This is a genomic window from Aquimarina acroporae (genome assembly GCF_023195925.1).
Classification (GTDB): Bacteria; Bacteroidota; Bacteroidia; order Flavobacteriales; family Flavobacteriaceae; genus Aquimarina; species Aquimarina acroporae.
Window position 1 is genome coordinate 375,266 of record NZ_JALPRE010000003.1, and the last position, 21,736, is coordinate 397,001.

Genomic DNA, 21,736 nt, shown 5'->3' on the forward strand with positions numbered 1-21,736 from the left:
ATGAAACGGAAGATTTTTGGAGTAGCTGTTTTTCTTATTGTAGGTTTATTAACCTGGTTTTTGTTTATTAGAGAATACGATTATCAAATAAGTTTTAAATCGAACATAGCTTCTCAAGGGGTTTTTTATGAAGTAAAACACTGGGATTCGTGGGGAGAGAACAAGAAAGCTGTTGAGGTAATAGACGATATTGTTTTTGAGAATGTGAAACAAAGAATAATTGATGATAATGAGTCATTTATACTTGATTGGTCTTTTACTCAAGTAAATGATTCGGTTACCAAAGTAGTGGTGGGCATTATTTCAGAAGAAAACAAATTAAAAAACAGATTTCATATTTTAACAGGATCTTCAAATCGAGTAGAAAATGTAAAACAAGAACTCATCAGATTTAGAGAGGAATTATATGATTTTTCTAAAAAGTTTGTTGTTGAGATCAATGGAGAAGTTAGCATGCCCGATTTTGAATATGCTGCAGTACAAGGGACGTCTAAAAGAGCTGAGAAAGCTGGCGAGATGATTAGTAAAAATGATAGGCTTGTCTCCATAGTAAAAAAAGATAAAAAAGGAGATCTTCCCTTTGTGAAGATTAAATCCTGGAATAAAGATAGTGATGATATTGAATTTGATTTTGGATTTCCTATCATTGTAAAAAGTGATTCGTTACACCGTGACCCTTTGCTGCAAATAGGAAATATAAGCTCTTCAAAAGCAATTAAAGCGACATACTACGGTAACTATAAGAATAGTGATCAGTCATGGTTTGCAATCATGAATTATGCAAGTAAAAATAACATTGATATTGTCTTGGAACCTTTAGAAATGTTTTACAACAATCCTATGAACGGAGGTAATGAATTAGATTGGAAAGCGGAAATATTTATTCCAATAAAAACACATTGAGAGAGGTTAATTTTATTTTTTGTAGTATATTGTAGCACAGAGTAGCATAGATTGTTTTTTGAAACCTCAAAATACCTTTTTTTAGGATGGAAAATTTAAAACATGAAGAGCTAAGATAAGTTAGTCGTTACAGGATATTAAATAGAATTCAACAATGTGATTATGAAGTATATCATAGCATTTGATCAAGGAACTACGAGTACAAGAGCAATAATTTTTAATAATTCTGGAGAAATTTGTGGTATCTCACAAAAGGAATTAACCCAGTATTACCCTAAGGCTGGTTGGGTAGAACATAATCCTTTGGAAATTTTTGAACATCAAAATGAAGTCTTTGTTGAGGTGTTGGAAAAATCTAAAATATCTATCGATGAAATAGGAGGAATAGGGATTACCAATCAACGGGAAACTACGGTAGTATGGGATAAAAATACTGGCGAGCCTATACATAATGCCATTGTTTGGTTAGATAAGAGAACATCAAAAATATGTGATCATCTTAAAGCACAAGATTTAGAAGGATATGTTTCAGAAAATACAGGGCTGGTGATTGACTCCTATTTTTCTGGTACCAAATTAAAATGGATATTGGATAATGTAGAAGGCGCTAGAGAAAAAGCAGAAAAAGGAGAACTTCTTTTTGGAACCATAGATACTTGGCTTATTTGGAAATTTACGAATGGACAGCGTCATGTCACAGATCATTCTAATGCATCTAGAACAATGTTGTATAACATTATTAGTTTAGAATGGGATAAGAAACTTTTACAAGAACTTGATATTCCAGAATCTTTATTACCTGAAGTCCAGTTTTCTTCTTCAGATTTTGGAACCGTAAGCTATAAGGAATATGAAATTCCAATCTACGGAGTTGCCGGAGATCAACAAGCTTCTTTGTTTGGGCAAGGAGGTTATAAGACTGGAATTGCTAAAAATACATATGGTACAGGTTGTTTTATGCTTTTGAATACTGGTAAAAAACCTTATTCTTCGCAAAATGGACTACTTACTACCTTATGCTGTAGTCTGCCTGAGGACAATATAAAATATGCTTTAGAAGGAAGTATTTTTGTGGGAGGAGCATCTGTGCAGTGGCTCAGAGATAAATTAGAAATTATCGATAAGGCTTCGGAGACCGAAGAGATATGCAACACAACAAAATCTTCTGATGACTTATATGTGGTACCGGCTTTTGCAGGTCTGGGAGCACCTTACTGGGATATGGAAGCCAAAGGTGCGATATACGGATTAACCCTTGATTCGGGCAAAAATGAAATTATTAAAGCCACTATTGAGGCATTAGCTTATCAAACCAGAGATGTTTTGGAAGCGATGGTTGAGGATAGCGGAAAGCAAATGAAAGAACTTAAAGTCGATGGTGGGGCTTCTGCAAATAATTATTTGATGCAATTTCAAGCAGATATTCTAAATGTTGATGTAGATCGACCCCAAATGCTTGAGGTTACCGCATTAGGAGCAGCATTTTTGGCAGGTATTAAAGCAGGAGTATGGCGCAAGAAAGATATCTCAAAAATTAGAGCAGTAGATAGAATATTCAATCCAGAAATTACAGCACATGAACGAAATCGTAAGTATACGGGTTGGCAGCAGGCGGTAGAGAGAACAAAATCTGTAAATAAAAATATGCATGCTGTAAAAGAAGAGGGACCTATACGGTTCTCTGTTCTGGATCGTGATATGCAACTAAGAAAAGCTGGGAATGAAAAATATGATCTGGCCGTTATAGGCGGAGGAGTTACCGGAGCAGGAATAGCTTTGGATGCAGCCTCAAGAGGATTAAAGGTTTGCCTAATAGAAAAAAATGACTTTGCATCTGGTACCAGTAATAAATCTACAAAACTAATACATGGAGGATTACGGTATCTGAAGCAAATGGAAATTGGTTTGGTAAAAGAATCTGGTACAGAACGAGCTACTGTACATAAACTAGCTCCCCATTTAGTAGTCCCCGAAAAGATGTTGCTTCCAATAATAGAAGGAGGTACCTACGGGAAATTCATGGCTTCAATAGGTTTAAAGGTTTATGATTTTCTTGCCAATGTCGAGGGAGATGATAAACGTAAAATGCTATCAGCAGATGAAACTAAAACGAAAGAGCCATTACTTAATGAAGAAGGATTAACAGGTGGAGGTTATTATGCTGAATATCGAACAGATGATGCCAGACTAACGGTCGAATTGCTTAAAAAAGCGGCATCTTTTGGGGCCAATAGTATTAATTATTGTGAAATGACATCCTTTAATTATGATGAAGATGGAAAAATCAAAAATCTACAATGTTTGGATCATAATACCCAAAATACATTTGTAATAAAGGCAAGAAACTATGTTTCTGCAGCGGGTCCTTGGGTAGATAAGCTAAGAGAAAAAGATCACTCAATGAATAATAAGCACTTGCACCTTACCAAAGGAGTGCATATTGTTTTTTCAAGAGAAAAATTTCCGCTAACCCAATCTATTTATTTTGATGTACCAGATGGAAGAATGATTTTTGCCATTCCCAGAGGAAGAGCCACCTATGTGGGTACGACCGATACAAATTACAATGCAAATCTAAATCGAGTAGTAGCTACTCAGGATGATGCCGTTTATTTATTAAATGCAGTAAATCATATGTTCCCGAGTTTAAATTTGGTTATTGATGATATCGAATCAAATTGGGCAGGGCTACGACCTTTAATTCATGAAGATGGAAAAGATCCTTCAGAGTTATCACGAAAAGATGAAATTTTTATTTCAGAAACAGGATTAATATCTATTGCAGGAGGGAAACTTACGGGGTATCGTAAAATGGCACAGCGTGTTATCGATACTGTTCTCAAAACCATGAGCAGTAAAAGAAGAGAAAAGTTTTCAAAGTCTCATACACAGCAAATTCAACTAACCAGTATGCCTTTAAATACGCTAGAAGAGGTTGATATATACTTACAAGAAGTGACCCAAAGGCTTAAAGACTTAAAAATAGAAGACCCTTACTATGGCTGGTATCTGGTATCTACCTATGGTAAGCAAACCGATATTATTATCAACAAGGTGAATTATTTTTTAAATGATGCTATAGAAGAAAGACTAATTAGAGCCGAATTATGGTATAGTGTTCATCATGAAATGACCAATAGTCTTGCCGATTTCTTTGTAAGAAGAACGGGAAGATTGTATTTTGATATAGCAAGCGTGCATACCTACCGATCTATCATAGAGGAAGATCTTATAAAGTATCTGAAATGGGACGAAACTCGTTTAGAAAAAGAAAACAATTATCTCAATATCTTGCTCGATGATGCAACAACATATTATGACAAAGAGATCGAATAATAGTGGTTTTTTAAAACTCAAAACGTACCAATAACTCCGAGTCGTCCAGCACCTAGGTTAAGATTCCATCTTATTTTGTTCTTTTTCTCGTAGTGTACATATCGTTCTTTTTTGGTGAGATAGTTGTCGATACCATCAACGATAACTACGCTTAATGCAACTCCAAGAACAACATCAGTCAACCAATGTGCACCAGACCATAGACGAGAAACCGGAGAAAGCATACCAAGAGTGTAAATACCTCCTTTTATCCAAAGGTTTTTAAATTGTTTACCAATAGCATATGCTGTGGTGAAAGATAAAATTGCATGTCCCGAAGGAAAAGAGTGATACCCTGCTTCACTAGACCAAAATCTAAAGCTTAAATTACCTTCGTCTGTAAGAGGTCTAGCCCTACCTACCAAAGTTTTACTAAATGTTTGTAGTAACCCTCCAGCAGTTGCTGAAGCTATTAAAAGCACACCTGTTTTTCTTATTTTTTGATTTTTGGTAATTAGTCCTAATGCATACACACTAGTAGTTAATCCATAATTTACCAAAGGTTTTCCAAATCTAAAAGCTACTTCTCTAACACCACTTGGTATATCTTCACCCTGATCTAGAAAATAATCATTTGCAGGTTCATCTAAGGCCAATAATGTTAAGGTTCCACCCATAATACCTCCAAAAGTGGCCCAATCTTTTTCTTTCCATCTAAAAGGCTGGGTATAGGCATTTTTAACACTTCCATAAACCGATGCTCCGTCATATTTTATCATTTGCCAAGTAGTCATTCCTTTCTGGGTTTCTTGAGCAGATATAGAATCTGAGGTAGCTTTTTTGGTCAAATTCTGAGAATAAGAAGAGTGAAAGATTAAAAAAGCGAAGACGGGAAATAATAGGGTGTGAGAATATTTCATAGTACAAATTTGCTATACAAAAATAACAACTTATTCATAACTAAACCTAAATGCTCTTATTTAAACCAATCTTCGGCTAAAATAAAAATGAAATTTCATAAAGTATAAATACCCATTTTGCCAATTTCAATATTTGTACTGAGTAAAAAAACTATTGTGTTTTAGAACTTTGATTGGAGTTCAATTACCGGTGTATTGAAATTCACTTTTACGTAAACTTTTCCCCTGGGGTCATCTGAAAACCCATTAATAGAGTAGGAACAAAACTCTTAAAAACTACAAAATGAGTACAAAAGAACTTGAATTAAGTCCGGCAATTGCAGGAGCATATTTAACCAAAGGTACCATAGGAAATGTTGGTACACCAGGTGCTCCGATAGTACATTTTTCTTTGGTGGTAGTACCTTCAAAAAATACTGTTTCTGGTACAGTTGAAATTACCCAAGCTATAGAAGGTGGAAATATTACTATCGAAAATGTAAAAGGAACTATTCGCGCTACAGGATTCGGTAAAATCACTAAGATTGTAAGTTTAGAAGGAGAATATTTTCAATCATTCCCACCTCCGGCAATTGGGATAATGGAGCAAAAGTTTTTTGCTCATATGGATATAGACGATAGCTGGAATGGACAGGGAGGGTTCTCTTATGGAGGACAAAAAATTAATAATGTACCCGTAAAATCTGAAAATTAAACTTTAAAAGAGCACCATACAATGCATGGTGCTCTTTTCACTTAAAACCTAAAAAAATGAGTACAGTAAATGAAAGCCCAGTTGCCGAAGCATCTAGTACCCAGGCAACAAATAAGAACCCGATCGTAAAGGTGACCAACAATCTGCCACATTCGATCGATGTGTATGACGTTTTTAATCCTTCCAAAGATGGAGCTACCTCTCCTTATCAGTATACAAAACTTAGCACTATCGCTTCTGGCCAAACTGTAGAGGTTCAAACCATTCGAGAGGCATCGATGTTACAAGCTATGTATACCGGAGTAATCAAGGAGCTTAATAATGCGTATTACTATCAGTTTCCCATAAAAATTATGTCGGCGATACAGTTTACTTTTGATAATCCGCCACCATTAGAATACAGTGTAGAGACTTCAGATAGACAGGCTATGATTCAATCTTTTTTGTTTCATCGTTTTGCCATGGCAAATCCTAACTCTGCTTTGACCAAAAATCTATATGCAGCATTAAAAAAAGGAAGTGTTGACAGTACTAATGCATTTTTTGCAAGTACCAAAAATTTTCAAAATTGTACATTAAGTTCATGGAACGCAGTTATGACTTGGCTACAAATGTTCACTTCGGGTTGGCAAGGTCCATATTTTCTATATGAGCAAGCTCCAAACCCAACACCAGCAAACTATGTTCCGGTATTAATCGCTACGTTGAATATTGTTTCAAACGAAAAAGAAGATTCGGCCACATTAACCATGTGTAGCGCAGATGCTAAAGGGAATCCTGTTTTTGCCTCACCACCACAAACAACTACAGTAGTAATGAATGGAGATAGTACCATGGGAGATAGTAACCCGGGACAAGATGTGTCGGTTTCTCTTACTCCGGTTTGGATGAATGTAATTCAAACTACAATGAAAGATGGTGTTCCAGTATCAAGCTATTTAATTGGCCCAGCGGTAACCGGAACCATTGCAAACAAAAATGTAGTTTCTTCACAAACAGCAAGACAAATACCCGGTAAACCTGCTAGTAAGAAAAAAACGTCTTCATTCGATGCATCTTTCGCCAAACTAGGCCAAACAGTTGGTTTAATTGTTGGTCTGCTATTCTTGGGAGAGTTTGCTATGAAAATTGGAAAATCTGCTAAGAGTAAGGTTGATAAACTAAGAGAAAAATCAAAGTCTGAGGATGATTTTAAAGATGGAAAAGAGACCGTAGATGAAACTCCAGATCAGGATGTCACTTCTGAGGCAGACAGCAAAGAATCAGAATTTACTAGTGATTCAAGAGAAGTAGCAGATAGTTATACAGAAACTTCAAACGCTATGCAAGAGAGTGTTATGACCGATACGATGGAGGAAACTTCTAGTAGAATTAATCAGGAAATAAGTGAACAGATTAGTGACGGATATACTCCAACCGAAGATTTTGAAAAAGCTGTATCTGATATGGAATCTTCATTCGAAGAAGTGAAAACAGATATAGAAGATGGAAATTTTTCTGAAGCGAACAGTACTCTTACGGAAGCTTCAGAAAGTATAGATAAAACACTACAAGAGAGTTCAGACGAAATGCATGATTGGGAAAAATCTTCATTAGAAGAATCTTCTCAAGCCGTAGATGATGCTGCCAAAGAATCTGATGCGTTGGATAAGGCACAAGAAGAACGTGAACAGGAAATTGAGGATGAAGCCGATGATTCGGGTTATGATGCCGATGACGAAGAATGGCCAGAAACCGATGAGATTCCCACTGAACTTTAAACATTAACGACAAAAATAACAATTATGATAATCACATGGTTTACTGATCCTTCTAAAGGATCATTTACAGAAGGAAGTACAAAGTTTTCTTCATACTATCAATTTGATACAGAGACAAAAAAGTTTACAAGAATACGACTAGAACTAGGAAGAAAAGCAAGTTCTTCTGGAGGAGATGATGGACGTACAGGAGCCTTTTTTAAAGAAGAACGATATGTTGGTTTCAGTAATGATCCAAAAGTTAGGTCTTCTCAACCCACAAAATGGAGTGTTAATGATAAGGGAGAACTTTGTTTTGATGGAGATCCTTTACAAACTAAGCCTGCAAAGGATTTAAGAACTTATGACACTTCGTCAACGGTGTTTAATGAAGATACCTTTATTCACAAAGGAAATGCTATTACAGACTCACCAAACCTTCCTGAAGGGATAGAGACAAAACATTTAAGTCTTATTGCTAATGATACTACTTTAGAAGGTGAAAGTATCAAATTGACTTCTAGAGATGTTTCTAGTACAGATCTGTCTGACGCTCTTAAAAATAAGGTTTGTGAGATATTGGATGTAGATGATTTTGATTCAATTACAGATGATGATATTCTTGAAAAACTTAAATCTCAGATTAAAGAAATTAAAGAAAAATCTATTGAACCTTCAAAAGAATCTATCGATAGTTCTTTAGAAGATATAGATAAGTTGATGAGCGATATTAAAGAAAAGATAGAAACAGATGGTATTGCTCCCACTGAAGATTTTGAAAAAGCTTATGCAGATCTCCAGGAAAAGGTAAAAGCAGCTAAAACGGCTACTGAAAGCGGAAAAGGTGTAAAAGACGCTATTAAAGAATTAGAAACATCTAGAGCTTCTCTGAAAGAATCTGTAAGTACACTAAGTGCAGATCATCAAGCAGGAATAGATAGTTTAATTACCGACAGTAATGCGGCTGTCGAGACGGCACAATCTGCGAGTGAAGAATGGGAAAGAATTGCTTCAGAATATCAAAGTGCAGAGGAGGCTACCTCTATAGAAAAATACGAAGAAAGCATAGGCAACGAAGAGGTAGAACCCGTAGAACTCTAAAGAACTATTTTTTTAACACTAAAAAGAAATGACATGGCATTTCCAAAAATAACACTAGACAACAAGTTGTCTGAAGAGGTCATTGTATATGATGCTTTTCAAGATAACGAAGACAATAAGAGCCTGTCCAATTTTTTTGGTTCATTAACAAATATCAGTTCTGTAAATGCAGAAGGGAATCAAGTTTTTGAACCCATTCATGGACCTATTTCTACATATATCATTTATGACTCGAATAACAACCCTATAAAAAGAGTATTTACACTGGGGAATGATCCACAAACGTTTACTGTAGAACAAAGCGATGTGGATATCATGAAGGCTACTCAGGCTTTTGTAAAGCTACTTCAGGATTCACCAAATAATCCAGAAGTAATAGCTTTTCAGAAGTTAATAAAAGGAGGTAAAGCAAACCCAGATAAAGTAAATAGCTTTTTTAAAGGAACTACAGATTATACCTCTTGCACTTTTATTTCCTATATGCTTGAGGTGGTTACTTTGGCTAGAACACCCGAGACCCAAAACAAACCACCTCAAGAACAGGAATATAGGCTGAGTGAGTTGTGCAAGTACATGGGTATTGATTGGCCTTCGGGTTTTCCAGATGTGGTAATTTCAGATTTCTTTTCTTCCGAAGAAAACGAAGTTTTACGTTTAGGAGGGAAACTAAATATCAATAATGTTACATTTCAGGAGGGAGTACTAGATCATATTCTTTCTTTTTTACCCAGTCCCGAGATTACCTTTGGAATAGAAGTAATTCTTAAACCAGGACTAAGTATGGGAGTTAACTGTTTAACATTCACGTTAGACGATGTGAAAATTCCTATCGGAAATGGTAAAACATTTGATATCGATAAGCCAACAATGATGTTAACGATTAATCCATTATTCAAATTTGTGGTGTTCGAAATCAAAGCAACTATTCCTTTCAATATATTCAAAAGCCCAACTATCGATGCTCAAATTGCAATGACTATTGATAATATTGAGGCAGAGGTTGGAGTAGAATTAACCGGGAATAAAACAACCCTGTTAACGCCACCGATTATAAAGGGATTACATTTTGACTCTTTTGGAGTGGGTATAGGATTGTTTTTTGAACCGGCAGGTTTGGCTATAGGTGTAGATGGTTCTTTCCATATTGGTGATGATAAAAATAGAATTGCCCTAGATGATGACCAGTTTGCGATTGTTTGCCAAATGGAAGAAGAAATACCAAATCCCTTGTACCTCTCGTTTTACGTACCGAAACTAGATCTCGATGAGGTAGTTACATTATTTACCAATACCTCTATACATTTAGATTTCCCGGTATCTTTTAGTGATTTATCATTTAGATGGGCCGAAAATCCAATGGAACCAGTTGTATTACCCGATGGTTCGTTGGCACCTATGGGGTATGGATTTAGTGCGTATATGGATATTCTGGGATTAACATTTTATGGAGCTTTAGGAATTGATCTTGCACACGGTGTATCTGGCGAAATTACCATGTCTCCACTTTCTCTGGGTTCCTTATTCAAGTTATCTGGAGATGGAAAGGGAGTAACCATTAAGGTTGATGAAAACGGAAACCCAATTCCAAACAATACCATACCTAAAACGGCAGCTGAGAGGAAGGTTATCAGTAGTGCAACTACCAAGCAATTGGTCGTGCCAGGTGGACCAGAGATGACGATAAGCACATCATCCTCACCTTATTTTACGTTGGGAGCACAAGTGAGTTTGTTCGATTTGATCAATGAAAAGATCGAAGCTTCGATATCAAAAAGTGGAATCCAGTTTGAACTGGATTATGGAGCTATCATAGAAACAAAAATGAAGTGTGTGCTTCAGGACTATCATAATTTCTCTGGTGACTTTAGTTACGGATTAGATATAAATGTTCCTTTCCCTACCATAGCAGGGTTTAGTTTAGGAACTTTAAGGATTAATGATAGCTGTGATTTAAAATTAGCTATCTCTACTTCAACATCTAATATTGATTTTAAAGTTCAGGGAGGTTTCACTTTTGAAGGATTGAGTCTTAGTTTTGGACCTTATGATGCAGACATTAATATAAGCAGTATAAAAGGAGTGCTAGAATCTGCAGAGAACTACATTTTAAGTCATGTAGAAGATATTTTCAAAGCTATCATTGAAGATGCTGCCAAGTGGGCTAAGTTGGTAAAACAAGCTTTCATCGCTGGAGTTACAGATGTTGCAAATGGGCTTAAAACTGCTTTTAAGAAATCTGAAGCCGAAGTTGCTTCTATAATGCATGGTGCTGGTTATGGAGTCAATGAAATAGCTTCGGGAGTTAAGAGCGCCTTTAATGCTTCTAGTACAGCAGTAGCAAATGCCTTAAAAGAAGGATTCGGTGCTACCCAGAACGAGGCTGCATCGGCATTGAAATATGCAGGTTTTGGAGCCAAAGAAACAGCAGAAGCGTTAAAATCTGCATTTAACCTTGCGCCCGATGTAATTAATGAAATCATGAAAGGAGCAGGCTACAGTGTAGATGCGATTAAAAATGCCTTTGAATCCCTTGGAGGTGATTTTGGTGATTTTGCTAGCCATGCATGGCATAAAATAACCCATTGGGATAGCTGGTAGATATACTCATAAACTCATCCAAGCTTAATATTTTCTATTGGGGGGTATGATGGAAAATTCGGGGGGAGGGTGAGTTTACTTTTCTTGAAGATGAATAATACACGAAGTATAAGATAATAGTAAATCTAATGATTGTATCCATAGACAAAGAGTTAGCGTCTGATCCACTACAACTATTTAAACCTCTATTTGATAAGGATAGTTTGCAGATTTTGGAATGGTCGGTTAAACTTACATCCGGAGGTGTAGAAATAAGATATAAACCTACATTCTATGCATATCATCATAAAGATGATCGTTCTGTTTATAGCAAGATTAATGACCTTTTGGTAGGGCAAGATTGTCCGCAAGAGGTTCTTCGTATACAAGAAAAAACTAGTGCTTTTTCATTGTATAATGGGTTACGAATACCTCTTCTGGAGCAAGAAAGTAAATGTTTGTATATACATGAAAAAGAATGTAGTACTATAAAATCCTATAGGTGGAAAAATAAAGAAAAGTATGAATTATTAAAGTATACTTATCAAAGTAATTGGCAACCAGAACAGATTCAGATGTTAATACATTCCGAACTGCATAAATATTATACCAGTTTTACAAAAAGCACACTATTCAAAAGGTGTAAATGCATATGGCTACAGCAAATAGAAAACCAAATTCATGAAGTATATCTGGCCTTTCCCGAAAGACCCCAACTAAAATTTGTTTTGGCAGGAATCAAAAATGCAATTTCTTCGGATAGCTATAATGTTTTAAAGTCGTTAACTAAGCTAAGGTGTAAAAACATAGGTTTTGACAGTCTATATTCGAAATTCCCTGCCATTACTATTTATTTTACAATTCCACTAAAGGATAAATTTCCAAATTCTTATGAAGAACTGTTACAAATGACGCATGATTTTTTTCAGAAGTAATTATTCTATAGGCTTTGTGTATTAGGTGAGTATAATTTTATCTAACTCTATTAATTTGTTTTGTGCTGCAAAAATGATAAGTCCAGCGATATTTTTAGCTCCTGTTTTGGATAATAAATTAGATTTATGGGTTTCTACTGTTTTTCTGCTTACAAAAAGCTTTTCTCCAATTTCTTTGGCTGTAAGTTGATAACATAATAGCTTAAGAACATCTAATTCTCTTGGGGTTAATTCATCAATATTATTGGTCGGAATTACGGGAGTATTCGACGCTATTTGGCCTCTTAAAACTTCCATTTGATCTACATCTAAATGGTGCCCGTTACGATATACATTTCGAATCACCGTAACTAGGTCATTTTTGTCAATTCCTTTAGGAATAAAAGCATTGGCTCCAGACTTAAACATATATCCTAAATAATTGGCCTGATAATGCGAAGAAATAACAATAGATTTTATAGTTGGATATTCTTTGTTTAATGCATCTATTACATCTTTACCCGTCCCATCTTTCATGCGAAGATCAGTAAGAACAAGATCCGGTAAGTGATCTGGATCTATCGAATCCAGAAAAGAGTTACCACTATAGGACAGTGAAAGTATCGAAAAATCTTCAATGCTATCGAGGTAATCTTTTAATAAGTTAGCGATTAACTTATCGTCTTCAATTAATGCGATTTGAATATTATCCATTTTTCTTGTAAAAAAATATAAATTTTGTTCCTTTGGGGTAATTTTTTGTAAATCTAGACTCTGCGTTTAACTGTTTGGTTCTTAGAGAAATATTTTTCATTCCGAGTCCTTTATTTTTGTTCTCGACAAACCCAAGACCATCATCTTTTACGGATAAGAAAATAAATTGTTTTGCTACCTTTAATCTAATAAAAATTTGCGAGGCTTCCGCATGTTTTTCAATATTTGTAATAACTTCTTGTAAAATTCTGTAAATGTTAATCTTAACTTTTTCAGGAATATTAACATCATGTTTTTCTGAAGCATAAAAATCAATTTTGAATGTATTTTTCATGGGTGTTAAAACACCATAAAACAATTGACTTAGAGAGCTCTCATTGAGTAAGGGTGGGGTAAGGTCATGAGAAATTCTTCTTGCGGTCTCAATACTGTTTTTGAGGGGGATTTTTAATGTCTCATCGGTATTCATAAGTTGTATTCTACGCAATTGCCCTATTAATTCATCGTGTACATCGGCGGCAATTCGAGTACGTTCTTTCTCCTGAATGTCAATACTATTTTGCAGCAATTCTTCATTGTGCTTTATTTTTAGATTCACTTTTTGCTGTTCTTCTCTTTTTATTCTTTTCACATATTTCTTGGTCAATACAATAATAAAGAACAGCAATAGAGAAAACAGGAATAATGTTCCTGCAATCCACCATATAGGAGTTAAAGGGTTTTTCCAGTCTTCCATGTTAAATTTACTATTGCGACATAAAATAAAAACAAACAAAAAGCCCTGAAGAGCCAGATCCACCCAACTAAATTAAGATGTTCATTTACAAGGTAATTAGTAGTAAGCGCCAAAATAAAATCGATCCCAAAATAAAAGAGAATTGTTAGAAATATGGTGATCGTAGTGTTTGACAAAAACAATTTACCATCAAAATACTTAAATAGCACAGCTATGAGTAAAATGATAATAGAGAAAATATAGAATATTCTATCATAAGACTGATAGGAAGTCACTTCTGTATTAGAAATCAAACTGTAGATCATAGGAGTTAGAAAAATTAAGGAAAGCACTATAAATTTTTTCTTTTCCCATCTTAAAAGATGTATTAGAATATAGTGCCCCAAAAAGAATAAATGTATATAGTAGGATATAGAAAACAGAAACAAATTAGCCTCACCAAACCAACCCATTATCTCAATAATTAGAATTAGACTCAAATAGAGTGTCATAGAAGAAAAGTACTTTCTTATAAAACAATATAGAAGACCAATAAGAATCGTAAGTTGGCACAATACAGAAAATCCGATTGACAAAAAATCCACCATATCTCTTGGGTACTTAGTAAATATATAAGCTAGTGAAGTACTATAATAAGTTGAAATCCTCAGAAATAGTAAAAGGAGGTCTCGGTCTTGAGACATCCATAAAAACCTGATCTCCAGATTCTAATGGCACTTTATCAGTATTTAGGCGATTGTCTAAAATGAACTCCATATTGAGACCGAAGTCTTGAAAAATCTTTAACCCAAACATGACATTAATACTTCGTTCGGGGTAACAATCAGAGTCATTGTCATTTTTAAATAGTCTGGTAAGGTCTTCCATAGGGATGGTCATTACTCGCAATACATTATGATCCAGCTTTTCTTGCTTTTTTAAAGAAGTATACCAGTTTGAGGCCCAGTAGTTCCAGGCTAAAATGCGAAGATGTGCATCTGCTGGATCAATTTGGTCTGTAAACGGAGGTTCATTTATAGGTTTTGTTTTACTTACTGGAATCCTAGGAATACATATTTCAGTGCTGTTTTCGTCAAATTTTGGTTCTATTTGAATGATTTCTTCGGTTGCACCATCAAAAGAGGCTAATAATGCATCGTTAATGTCGTTGATTAGATAAAATTGCAAGCCTCCGTTGTGTATAGCAAAATAGCAGTGAATGTTTTTAGGAGGTATACCATTTCTTGTTTCTTTAAGTATAGTGTAGTCATGATAGGTAATGCTGAAATAGTTGACAGATGTTAAAAACGATTTTCCGAGATCTGTGCATCTTATTCGATTCCAAACAGCAATGTTGGTTTTAATTTGGTGGATTGTTAGTGCAGACATTCTAGAGGGTTTAAGAGATTAGTGAAAATTTAATGAAAATAGTGGAACTCAAAAACTGAGTTTTTAAAAAAGTCTGTTGCAACCTGGTAGACTTTTATTTTCCCCTCTAAATTCGGTAAAAAAAGTAGAATTAATAAGAGGTTTAAGAAAAAAATATAGTTTTATAAAGGATATTTTTGTCCGTTATAAAAATATTATATAGTTTTGTACCAAACTTAGTAGTATGTTTTCAAAATCTTGCGAATATGGTCTTAGAGCTATAATTTTTATAGCCCAGCAAACATCTCAAAATAATAAGGTGAGTTTGTCTACAATTTCTGACGAAATAAATTCGCCACAAGCATTTACTGCAAAAGTTCTACAACAACTTACGAAGAATAATTTAGTAAAATCTATTAAAGGGCCGTATGGAGGATTTGTTATAGAAGAGGAAAAAATGAATACTAAATTAAGCGAGGTAGTAAGAGTACTTGATGGGGATGCTATATATACTGGTTGCGGTTTAGGATTAAAGCAATGTGATGCTAATTCCCCTTGCCCGTTACATCACAAATTTGTAGCCATACGAAATGATCTTAGACATATGCTTGAAAATACATCGTTAAAGACATTGGCAAATGATCTAAATGCAGATCTGGCAACTCTTAAAAGATAAAAAATTTAATTTAATAAAAGATAAAAAGATCTTTTAATCCTTTATGAGAAAAAATTACAAAAATACTACAATAGCAATCACCTTTATTTGGATAGGTTTTATTGGTGCTATAAGTTTTATGGAGGCATGGTTAAAATTTCAAGCTCCAGGAGTTACCACAGAAATAGGTTTAAGTGTTGGTAAGTTAGTATTTAATGCCTTAAACAAAGTTGAAATCACTTTCGGTTTGCTACTGTTGTTTACAAGTGTAAAAGAAACCAAAAACAGGCAAACCCGTCTCATTTTTCTTTCAATACCACTTTTCATTCTAATAGCCCAAACACTATGGCTACTACCTGCACTGGACCAACGGGCTCAATTCATCATTCAAGGAGCAGATGTTCCTAAAAGCAGATTGCATTTGTGGTATGTAGTATTAGAAATGATAAAAGTGACTTCTCTGATCATTTTTGGAATAAAACATTTAAAAATAAGTACAAATGAAAATAGATAAAAACACTTTGGTAAGTGATATCGTAGCAAAAGATTATAAGTATGCTACGATATTTAAAAACCATCAAATAGATTTTTGTTGCAACGGAAATCGCAGTATTGATGAGGTCTGTAGGGATAATAATATTGTAGTGCAGGAGCTAATTGAAGAATTAGATATTGATTACAAAGAGAAACCAGATAACAATGATTATCAATCTTGGGATATTGATTTTTTGTCAGATTATATATATAACAATCATCATAAATATGTAGAAAACAAGATACCAGAGATTAAGCTGTATCTAGAAAAGCTATGTAAGGTACACGGGCAAAACCACCCAGAGTTATTTAAAGTTAAAGCCCTTTTTCAGGAAAGTGCAAATGAACTTACTACACATATGAAGAAGGAAGAATTGATTCTTTTCCCATATTTCAAAAAACTGGCAAGAGCAAGTAAAGGCAATAAAGTAGAAACCTCAATTTCATTTAATTCAGTAGAAAATCCAATTGCTATGATGCATGAGGAGCACGACAATGCAGGGCATCGTTTTAGGCTAATTTCAAAAATAACCAATAGTTATACTCCTCCAAAAGATGCATGTACCACCTATAACATAGCATTCTCAATGTTACAAGATTTTGAGGAAGATCTGCATAAACATATTCATCTGGAAAATAATATCCTTTTCCGAAAAGCAATAGAAATAGAAAACAGCCTAAAATAAGTACAATGAAGAAGATTTGGATCGGATTTATAAGTGTAGTTACACTGTCGTTTGTAGCATTACTATGGGTAGGAACAGAGATTTATCAAACTCAGCCTCCAATTCCAGATAAAGTAATCGTAAAAGAAACTCAAGAGGTAATATTAACCAAGAAAGACATACAAGAAGGGCAAAATGTTTGGGAGTCAATTGGAGGTATGGAAGTTGGATCAATTTGGGGGCATGGGAGTTATGTAGCTCCCGACTGGACAGCCGATTGGATTCACAAGGAAGCGGTTTATATGTTAGATGCCTGGGCAAAAGATGAATTTCAAGATAGCTATGAAAATTTGGGTGATGAGAAAAAAGCAGCTTTAAAGGCTCGATTAATTAACCATATAAGAACCAATACATTTAATACGTCAGATAACAGTATAACTATATCATCTGCAAAATATGATGCTTTTAAAAATAATGCATTGTATTATGCCTCAATTTTTTCAGAAGGACATGAACAATTTGCTATTCAAGAAGGAGCACTGGTTGATGCTAAAAAATTAGATCAGCTTAATGCATTTTTGTTTTGGACTTCTTGGGCTGCAAGTACCAATAGACCAGGTAAAGAGTATACATATACCTCTAATTGGCCTCATGAACCCTTAATAGACAATATCATTACACCAGATTCACAAATTTGGTCTGGTTTTTCAATTATATTATTGTTGTTATTCATTGGAATATTAGTGTATTACTACGTAAGAAATCATGAAAAAGGAGAAGCCAGTAAGCATCCAGAGAAAGATCCCCTGAAAACCATAACCTTATTTAAATCCCAAAAAGCGGTACTGAAATACATTATTGTTATTTCATTGCTAATAGGGCTGCAAATTATATTGGGAATCCTCACAGTGCATTATACGGTAGAAGGACAGGCTTTTTTTGGATTTGATTTGGCCAGTTTTTTGCCATACTCCATAACCAGAACGTGGCATACACAGTTGGCAGTGTTTTGGATAGCGGCGACCTGGTTGGCTACAGGTTTATTTCTGGCACCCATGATTAGTGGCAAAGAGATGAAGTATCAGATTTTTGGAATTAATTTTCTTTTTGTAGCACTTCTTGTAATAGTACTAGGTTCCTTAGTAGGAGAATGGTTGGGAGTACATCAGTTTTTAGATACAACAACCAATTTTTTCTTTGGCCACCAGGGGTATGAGTATATGGATTTAGGTAGGTTTTGGCAGTTGTTTTTGGCTGTTGGTCTAGTACTGTGGGTAGGTATGGTCGGTAGACATATTTTGTATGGGATCCAAAAAAATGATGATTCGAAACATTTGTTGATCATACTGTTAATATCGGTTATGGCGATAGGTATGTTCTTCTTTTCAGGACTGATGTATGGGGAGAACAGTAGTTTACCTGTAATCAATTACTGGCGATGGTGGTTAGTGCATCTCTGGGTAGAAGGCTTTTTTGAAGTTTTTGCTACGGTAATTATCGCATTTATATTCTTACGAATGAAAATTTTATCGGCAAAAACTGCTGGTAAGGCGTCGATAGCGTCAGCGACCATATTTTTGGCAGGAGGAATTATAGGGACACTTCATCACCTTTATTATTCGGGAACACCAGTGCAAGCGATTGCACTTGGAGCTACCTTTAGTGCTTTAGAGGTTGTGCCACTTACTTTAATGGGATTTGAAATTCGAGAGCATTGGAACCTTTTGAAATCAACCACTTGGATGCAAAAGTATAAGTGGCCCATATTTTTCTTTATTGCTGTGGCATTTTGGAATATGCTAGGTGCAGGAGTATTTGGCTTTTTAATCAACCCACCAATTGCATTATACTATATTCAGGGATTAAATACCACTGCTGTTCATGCACATACTGCCTTATTTGGTGTGTATGGAATGTTAGGAATGGGCTTTATTATTATTTGCTTACGATTTTATTCAGATAGGTCCTGGGATTCTCCAAAACTTAAAAGAGCATTTTGGTTTTTGAATATAGGTTTAATCGCAATGGTAGTGCTTAGTCTATTGCCTGTAGGTATAATCCAGGCCTATACTTCAATAACAAAAGGGTACTCCTTCGCCAGAGATGCAGAACTATTGTATTCGCCTACTGTACAAACTCTTAAATGGCTTCGTATGATTGGTGATATTCTATTTTCAATAGGAATATTCTATTTCTGCTGGTTTGCAATACAAGAGACACTGTACTGTATTAAAGGGAAAAAGAAAACCATTCAAAAATCCATCTATAACACAGGAGACTTTAAAACTTCATAAAAACAGGTAAAAATGAAAGATATACATGAGAGAGAAGATGTTTTTGTATTGGTGTCTGGCTTTTATAAAAAAATACGACAAGATGAAGTATTGGGACCAATATTTAATAACCATATAACCCCAAAACAATGGCCAGTACACATAGAAAAGTTAACAGATTTTTGGGTAACAGCATTATTTGGGAAAGCTTGTTTTAAAGGAAACCCAGCGCAGGTTCATAAAAAAGTAGATCAAAATCTAAATCACTCTATCAGTCAGATACATTTTGGAAAATGGTTAGAGCTCTGGTTCGAAACCATTGATAAGCTGTATGAAGGAGATATAGCCCAAAGGGCAAAAGATGCTGCACGTAAAATGGCGACTAGCCAATATATATCGATCTGGAAGAACAGACCAACAGATCAAATTGAAAATAATAATTAATACATAATCTGAAACTTAGCTGAAATAACTATTCATCTAGGTTTCTTAAAAAATAGAGTCATGAAAATTTATCAAAGTTATTTAGAAGAATATGAAAAGGGGATTATAGGCTATTCACCAATAGCTATTATAGGACAAAGTTGTTTAGGATCGGTTGCAGCAATGTTTATTTTAATGAATGGAAATACGGTACTTCAAATGGTACAACTATTTATCATAACCATACTGTGCATGTTTTTTAATGGTGCTATTTTGTCTCAACAAAAGCCTAGAATAAGTTTTAATTTGCTAATTCTAAGTACTGTGTTTAGCATTCTTTTTGTGATTGTGAATCTACTATGACAGCATAGAATTGTTGTGTTTTATTTTATTACCCCTATCAAAAGATATCATTATATGATACTTTTGAAGGGGTTTTTTTGTTCGGTTTATTAGTTATTTGTTCTTTGAAACCGAATACAAAACGATAGTAGCATTCTTTCGTTTGGTATTACCTTGCCTTCTTTTACGGCTCTCTTTTCTAGCAAAATTCATTGAGGTATTAGCAGGACTTGAAATTTGATGATCTGAATCAAAAGTATTATGAATGGGTACAGAGCCTGGTACTGTAAATAATACTCTCATTTGTTTTGATTTGTTTGGCATAATAAGATGTTTTACATGATTAAAGTTACCAAAGGTCCTTATTAAAAATATTTCATGGTATTTCACTGAGATTTAGCTCTGAATATATGTTGAGATATTTCAAAACATACTCCAAGAAATAATAAACCTGATTATGCTAAAAAGCTAAAAATAATGTATGATAGGATTTCTAATTATGCTCTTTACATATAGTAAATACGGGTAAACCGCAAAATATGATCTGCCAATCACATAATTTAGTTTTAATAATAAAAAGAGTGATATTCTTTTTTATATTTGGAAAAAGGGCACATGTTAAAGAAGGATACTTTACAATCTTCAAAAGATGTTTTTTGATAGGGTTTAGAGGTAGTATTTAACAGGAAATGTAACTCACAGAACCTAATTAGATTAGAGCAATGTGATTGTACTAACCCTAGAAAAATATTTTAAAAAATTTGCTTAGAAAATACATTGATCATGAACTAAATTTCTTGAAGGTAGAAAGCTTAGTTGTAGTAGATGATGAAAACCGAAATTTAAAAGGTCGATTTTATTCTGATAAGAATTTTCATGAACTTAATTGGGCTAGTTAAGTAATGGCAATCATTAAAAATAAAAGTACCGGAGAAATTGTTTACCTCAATACCCAACATACTTTTGGGAGAAATCGTAACATAGTAAACACTTATCTTACAGAAAAAGATATATCGCAATCACATGCTTTAGTATCTTGGCGAGGCAGTCATTGGTATCTTCAGGACCATAGTAGAAATGGTACCATAGTAAATGGAGAGTATATTAACAATACGGCAGTAAAACTTTCTAAAGGACATAAAATCCAGTTTGGAGAGCATGAATCTACGCAGTGGGATATTATAAATATAGATCCCCCTTCTAGTTATTTAATGTCTGTTAAAGACCAGAACAAGATAATAGAGCTTACTTCGGGACATGCATTTCCAAATGAAGAAGAACCAGAGGTTTTAATTTACCCAGAGGATGCAACCTGGAAATTAGAAAAAGAGGGTAATATTATAGACTTGATTCATAATAACGCCTACCTTGTTGATAATGAAGAGTATGTGTTCGTAGAAAACCAGATGTTGGAGGATACTATGGATAACGGGCACGTAGTGAACAATGCCTACTTTCAATTTATCCTAAGTTCAGACGAAGAACATATCAATATTAAGATTATCACCCAAAACCTTGAACTAGATTTGGGAGAGCGAGTTCACAATTATATTCTTTTAGCCTTGGCGAGAAAAAGGCTGGAAGATGTGCAAACTGGTGCTGTTATTGGTGATCAGGGTTGGATGTCAATCGAAGATTTACTAGACGATATGAGTAAAGAGTTTGGTAAAGAACTAGATCCCTACTATTTGAACTTGAAAATCTATCGAATTAGAAAATTTTTACTGGAAACAAAGCCATATGGTTATCTCTTTTCAAACATTATTGAAAGACGATATGGCGAAATACGTTTTGCTCATCAATTTTTTCAAATCTTAAAAGAAGATCAGTGTATTGGAGAAGTTTTGGCAACAGCAAACTGAAATGAATTATAAATCTATAAAA

At 34.6% G+C, this 21,736-nt stretch carries 19 protein-coding genes; 14 read left to right on the plus strand and 5 right to left on the minus strand.

What is annotated here, in order from left to right; translation table 11 throughout:
- Together M0D21_RS06185 and glpK are read left to right on the plus strand one after the other, a co-directional pair.
- Nucleotides 1-903 carry a GyrI-like domain-containing protein gene (locus M0D21_RS06185; protein WP_248327579.1) on the plus strand — a complete coding sequence of 301 codons (903 nt, stop codon included), beginning with the start codon at nucleotides 1-3 and terminating at the stop codon, nucleotides 901-903.
- Nucleotides 904-1,065: 162 nt separating this feature from the next.
- Nucleotides 1,066-4,239, plus strand: a complete 3,174-nt coding sequence (glpK, locus tag M0D21_RS06190) for a glycerol kinase GlpK (RefSeq protein ID WP_248327580.1) — start codon at nucleotides 1,066-1,068, stop codon at nucleotides 4,237-4,239.
- Nucleotides 4,240-4,256: 17 nt separating this feature from the next.
- On the opposite strand, the gene M0D21_RS06195 is transcribed toward glpK, so the two are convergent.
- Entirely contained in the window at nucleotides 4,257-5,138 is an 882-nt protein-coding gene (locus M0D21_RS06195; RefSeq protein ID WP_248327581.1) for a phosphatase PAP2 family protein, read from the minus strand.
- A 283-nt stretch (nucleotides 5,139-5,421) separates the two neighbouring features.
- Here M0D21_RS06195 and M0D21_RS06200 point away from each other — a divergent pair, with 283 nt between their 5' ends.
- The 5 genes from M0D21_RS06200 to M0D21_RS06220 all read left to right on the plus strand — a co-directional run bounded on the left by M0D21_RS06200 (nucleotide 5,422) and on the right by M0D21_RS06220 (nucleotide 12,184).
- Nucleotides 5,422-5,832 carry a DUF1842 domain-containing protein gene (locus M0D21_RS06200; RefSeq protein ID WP_248327582.1) on the plus strand — a complete coding sequence of 137 codons (411 nt, stop codon included), beginning with the start codon at nucleotides 5,422-5,424 and terminating at the stop codon, nucleotides 5,830-5,832.
- Between the two features lie 56 nt (nucleotides 5,833-5,888).
- Nucleotides 5,889-7,592 (plus strand): hypothetical protein, encoded by a 1,704-nt coding sequence (locus M0D21_RS06205; protein ID WP_248327583.1) that lies wholly within the window; start codon nucleotides 5,889-5,891, stop codon nucleotides 7,590-7,592.
- A 24-nt stretch (nucleotides 7,593-7,616) separates the two neighbouring features.
- On the plus strand, nucleotides 7,617-8,672 hold the full coding sequence (locus M0D21_RS06210) for an AAA family ATPase (protein WP_248327584.1): 1,056 nt from the start codon (nucleotides 7,617-7,619) through the stop codon (nucleotides 8,670-8,672).
- 33 nt (nucleotides 8,673-8,705) lie between these two features.
- Nucleotides 8,706-11,270, plus strand: a complete 2,565-nt coding sequence (locus M0D21_RS06215; protein WP_248327585.1) for a hypothetical protein — start codon at nucleotides 8,706-8,708, stop codon at nucleotides 11,268-11,270.
- Between the two features lie 128 nt (nucleotides 11,271-11,398).
- Nucleotides 11,399-12,184: a hypothetical protein gene (locus M0D21_RS06220; RefSeq protein WP_248327586.1), complete on the plus strand. Its 786-nt coding sequence runs from the start codon at nucleotides 11,399-11,401 to the stop codon at nucleotides 12,182-12,184.
- Nucleotides 12,185-12,205: 21 nt separating this feature from the next.
- On the opposite strand, the gene M0D21_RS06225 is transcribed toward M0D21_RS06220, so the two are convergent.
- The 3 genes from M0D21_RS06225 to M0D21_RS06235 form a co-directional block, all read right to left on the minus strand.
- On the minus strand, nucleotides 12,206-12,877 hold the full coding sequence (locus M0D21_RS06225) for a response regulator transcription factor (RefSeq protein WP_248327587.1): 672 nt from the start codon (nucleotides 12,875-12,877) through the stop codon (nucleotides 12,206-12,208).
- Complete coding sequence (locus M0D21_RS06230) at nucleotides 12,870-13,613, minus strand: sensor histidine kinase (protein ID WP_248327588.1); 744 nt, start codon at nucleotides 13,611-13,613, stop codon at nucleotides 12,870-12,872. The genes M0D21_RS06225 and M0D21_RS06230 overlap by 8 nt, the downstream gene beginning before the upstream one ends.
- Nucleotides 13,614-14,240: 627 nt before the next feature.
- On the minus strand, nucleotides 14,241-14,981 hold the full coding sequence (locus tag M0D21_RS06235; protein ID WP_248327589.1) for a hypothetical protein: 741 nt from the start codon (nucleotides 14,979-14,981) through the stop codon (nucleotides 14,241-14,243).
- 223 nt (nucleotides 14,982-15,204) lie between these two features.
- Here M0D21_RS06235 and M0D21_RS06240 point away from each other — a divergent pair, with 223 nt between their 5' ends.
- Genes M0D21_RS06240 through M0D21_RS06265 form a run of 6 tightly spaced genes read left to right on the plus strand, consistent with a single transcriptional unit; the run spans nucleotide 15,205 to nucleotide 19,873 of the window.
- Nucleotides 15,205-15,636: an RrF2 family transcriptional regulator gene (locus M0D21_RS06240; protein WP_248327590.1), complete on the plus strand. Its 432-nt coding sequence runs from the start codon at nucleotides 15,205-15,207 to the stop codon at nucleotides 15,634-15,636.
- Nucleotides 15,637-15,679: 43 nt separating this feature from the next.
- Nucleotides 15,680-16,129, plus strand: a complete 450-nt coding sequence (locus tag M0D21_RS06245; RefSeq protein ID WP_248327591.1) for a hypothetical protein — start codon at nucleotides 15,680-15,682, stop codon at nucleotides 16,127-16,129.
- Nucleotides 16,116-16,835, plus strand: coding sequence for an iron-sulfur cluster repair di-iron protein (gene ric, locus M0D21_RS06250; protein ID WP_248327592.1), 720 nt, complete (start codon nucleotides 16,116-16,118; stop codon nucleotides 16,833-16,835). The genes M0D21_RS06245 and ric overlap by 14 nt, the downstream gene beginning before the upstream one ends.
- 5 nt (nucleotides 16,836-16,840) lie before the next feature.
- On the plus strand, nucleotides 16,841-19,108 hold the full coding sequence (locus M0D21_RS06255) for a nitric-oxide reductase large subunit (RefSeq protein WP_248327593.1): 2,268 nt from the start codon (nucleotides 16,841-16,843) through the stop codon (nucleotides 19,106-19,108).
- 12 nt (nucleotides 19,109-19,120) lie between these two features.
- Nucleotides 19,121-19,531: a group III truncated hemoglobin gene (locus M0D21_RS06260; protein ID WP_248327594.1), complete on the plus strand. Its 411-nt coding sequence runs from the start codon at nucleotides 19,121-19,123 to the stop codon at nucleotides 19,529-19,531.
- 60 nt (nucleotides 19,532-19,591) lie between these two features.
- Nucleotides 19,592-19,873: a hypothetical protein gene (locus M0D21_RS06265; protein WP_248327595.1), complete on the plus strand. Its 282-nt coding sequence runs from the start codon at nucleotides 19,592-19,594 to the stop codon at nucleotides 19,871-19,873.
- A gap of 93 nt (nucleotides 19,874-19,966) precedes the next feature.
- Here the strand turns inward: M0D21_RS06265 and M0D21_RS06270 are convergent, their stop codons facing one another.
- Nucleotides 19,967-20,176: a hypothetical protein gene (locus tag M0D21_RS06270; RefSeq protein ID WP_248327596.1), complete on the minus strand. Its 210-nt coding sequence runs from the start codon at nucleotides 20,174-20,176 to the stop codon at nucleotides 19,967-19,969.
- A gap of 578 nt (nucleotides 20,177-20,754) precedes the next feature.
- Here M0D21_RS06270 and M0D21_RS06275 point away from each other — a divergent pair.
- Nucleotides 20,755-21,714, plus strand: a complete 960-nt coding sequence (locus M0D21_RS06275; RefSeq protein WP_248327597.1) for an FHA domain-containing protein — start codon at nucleotides 20,755-20,757, stop codon at nucleotides 21,712-21,714.
- The last annotated feature ends 22 nt before the right edge of the window (nucleotides 21,715-21,736 follow it).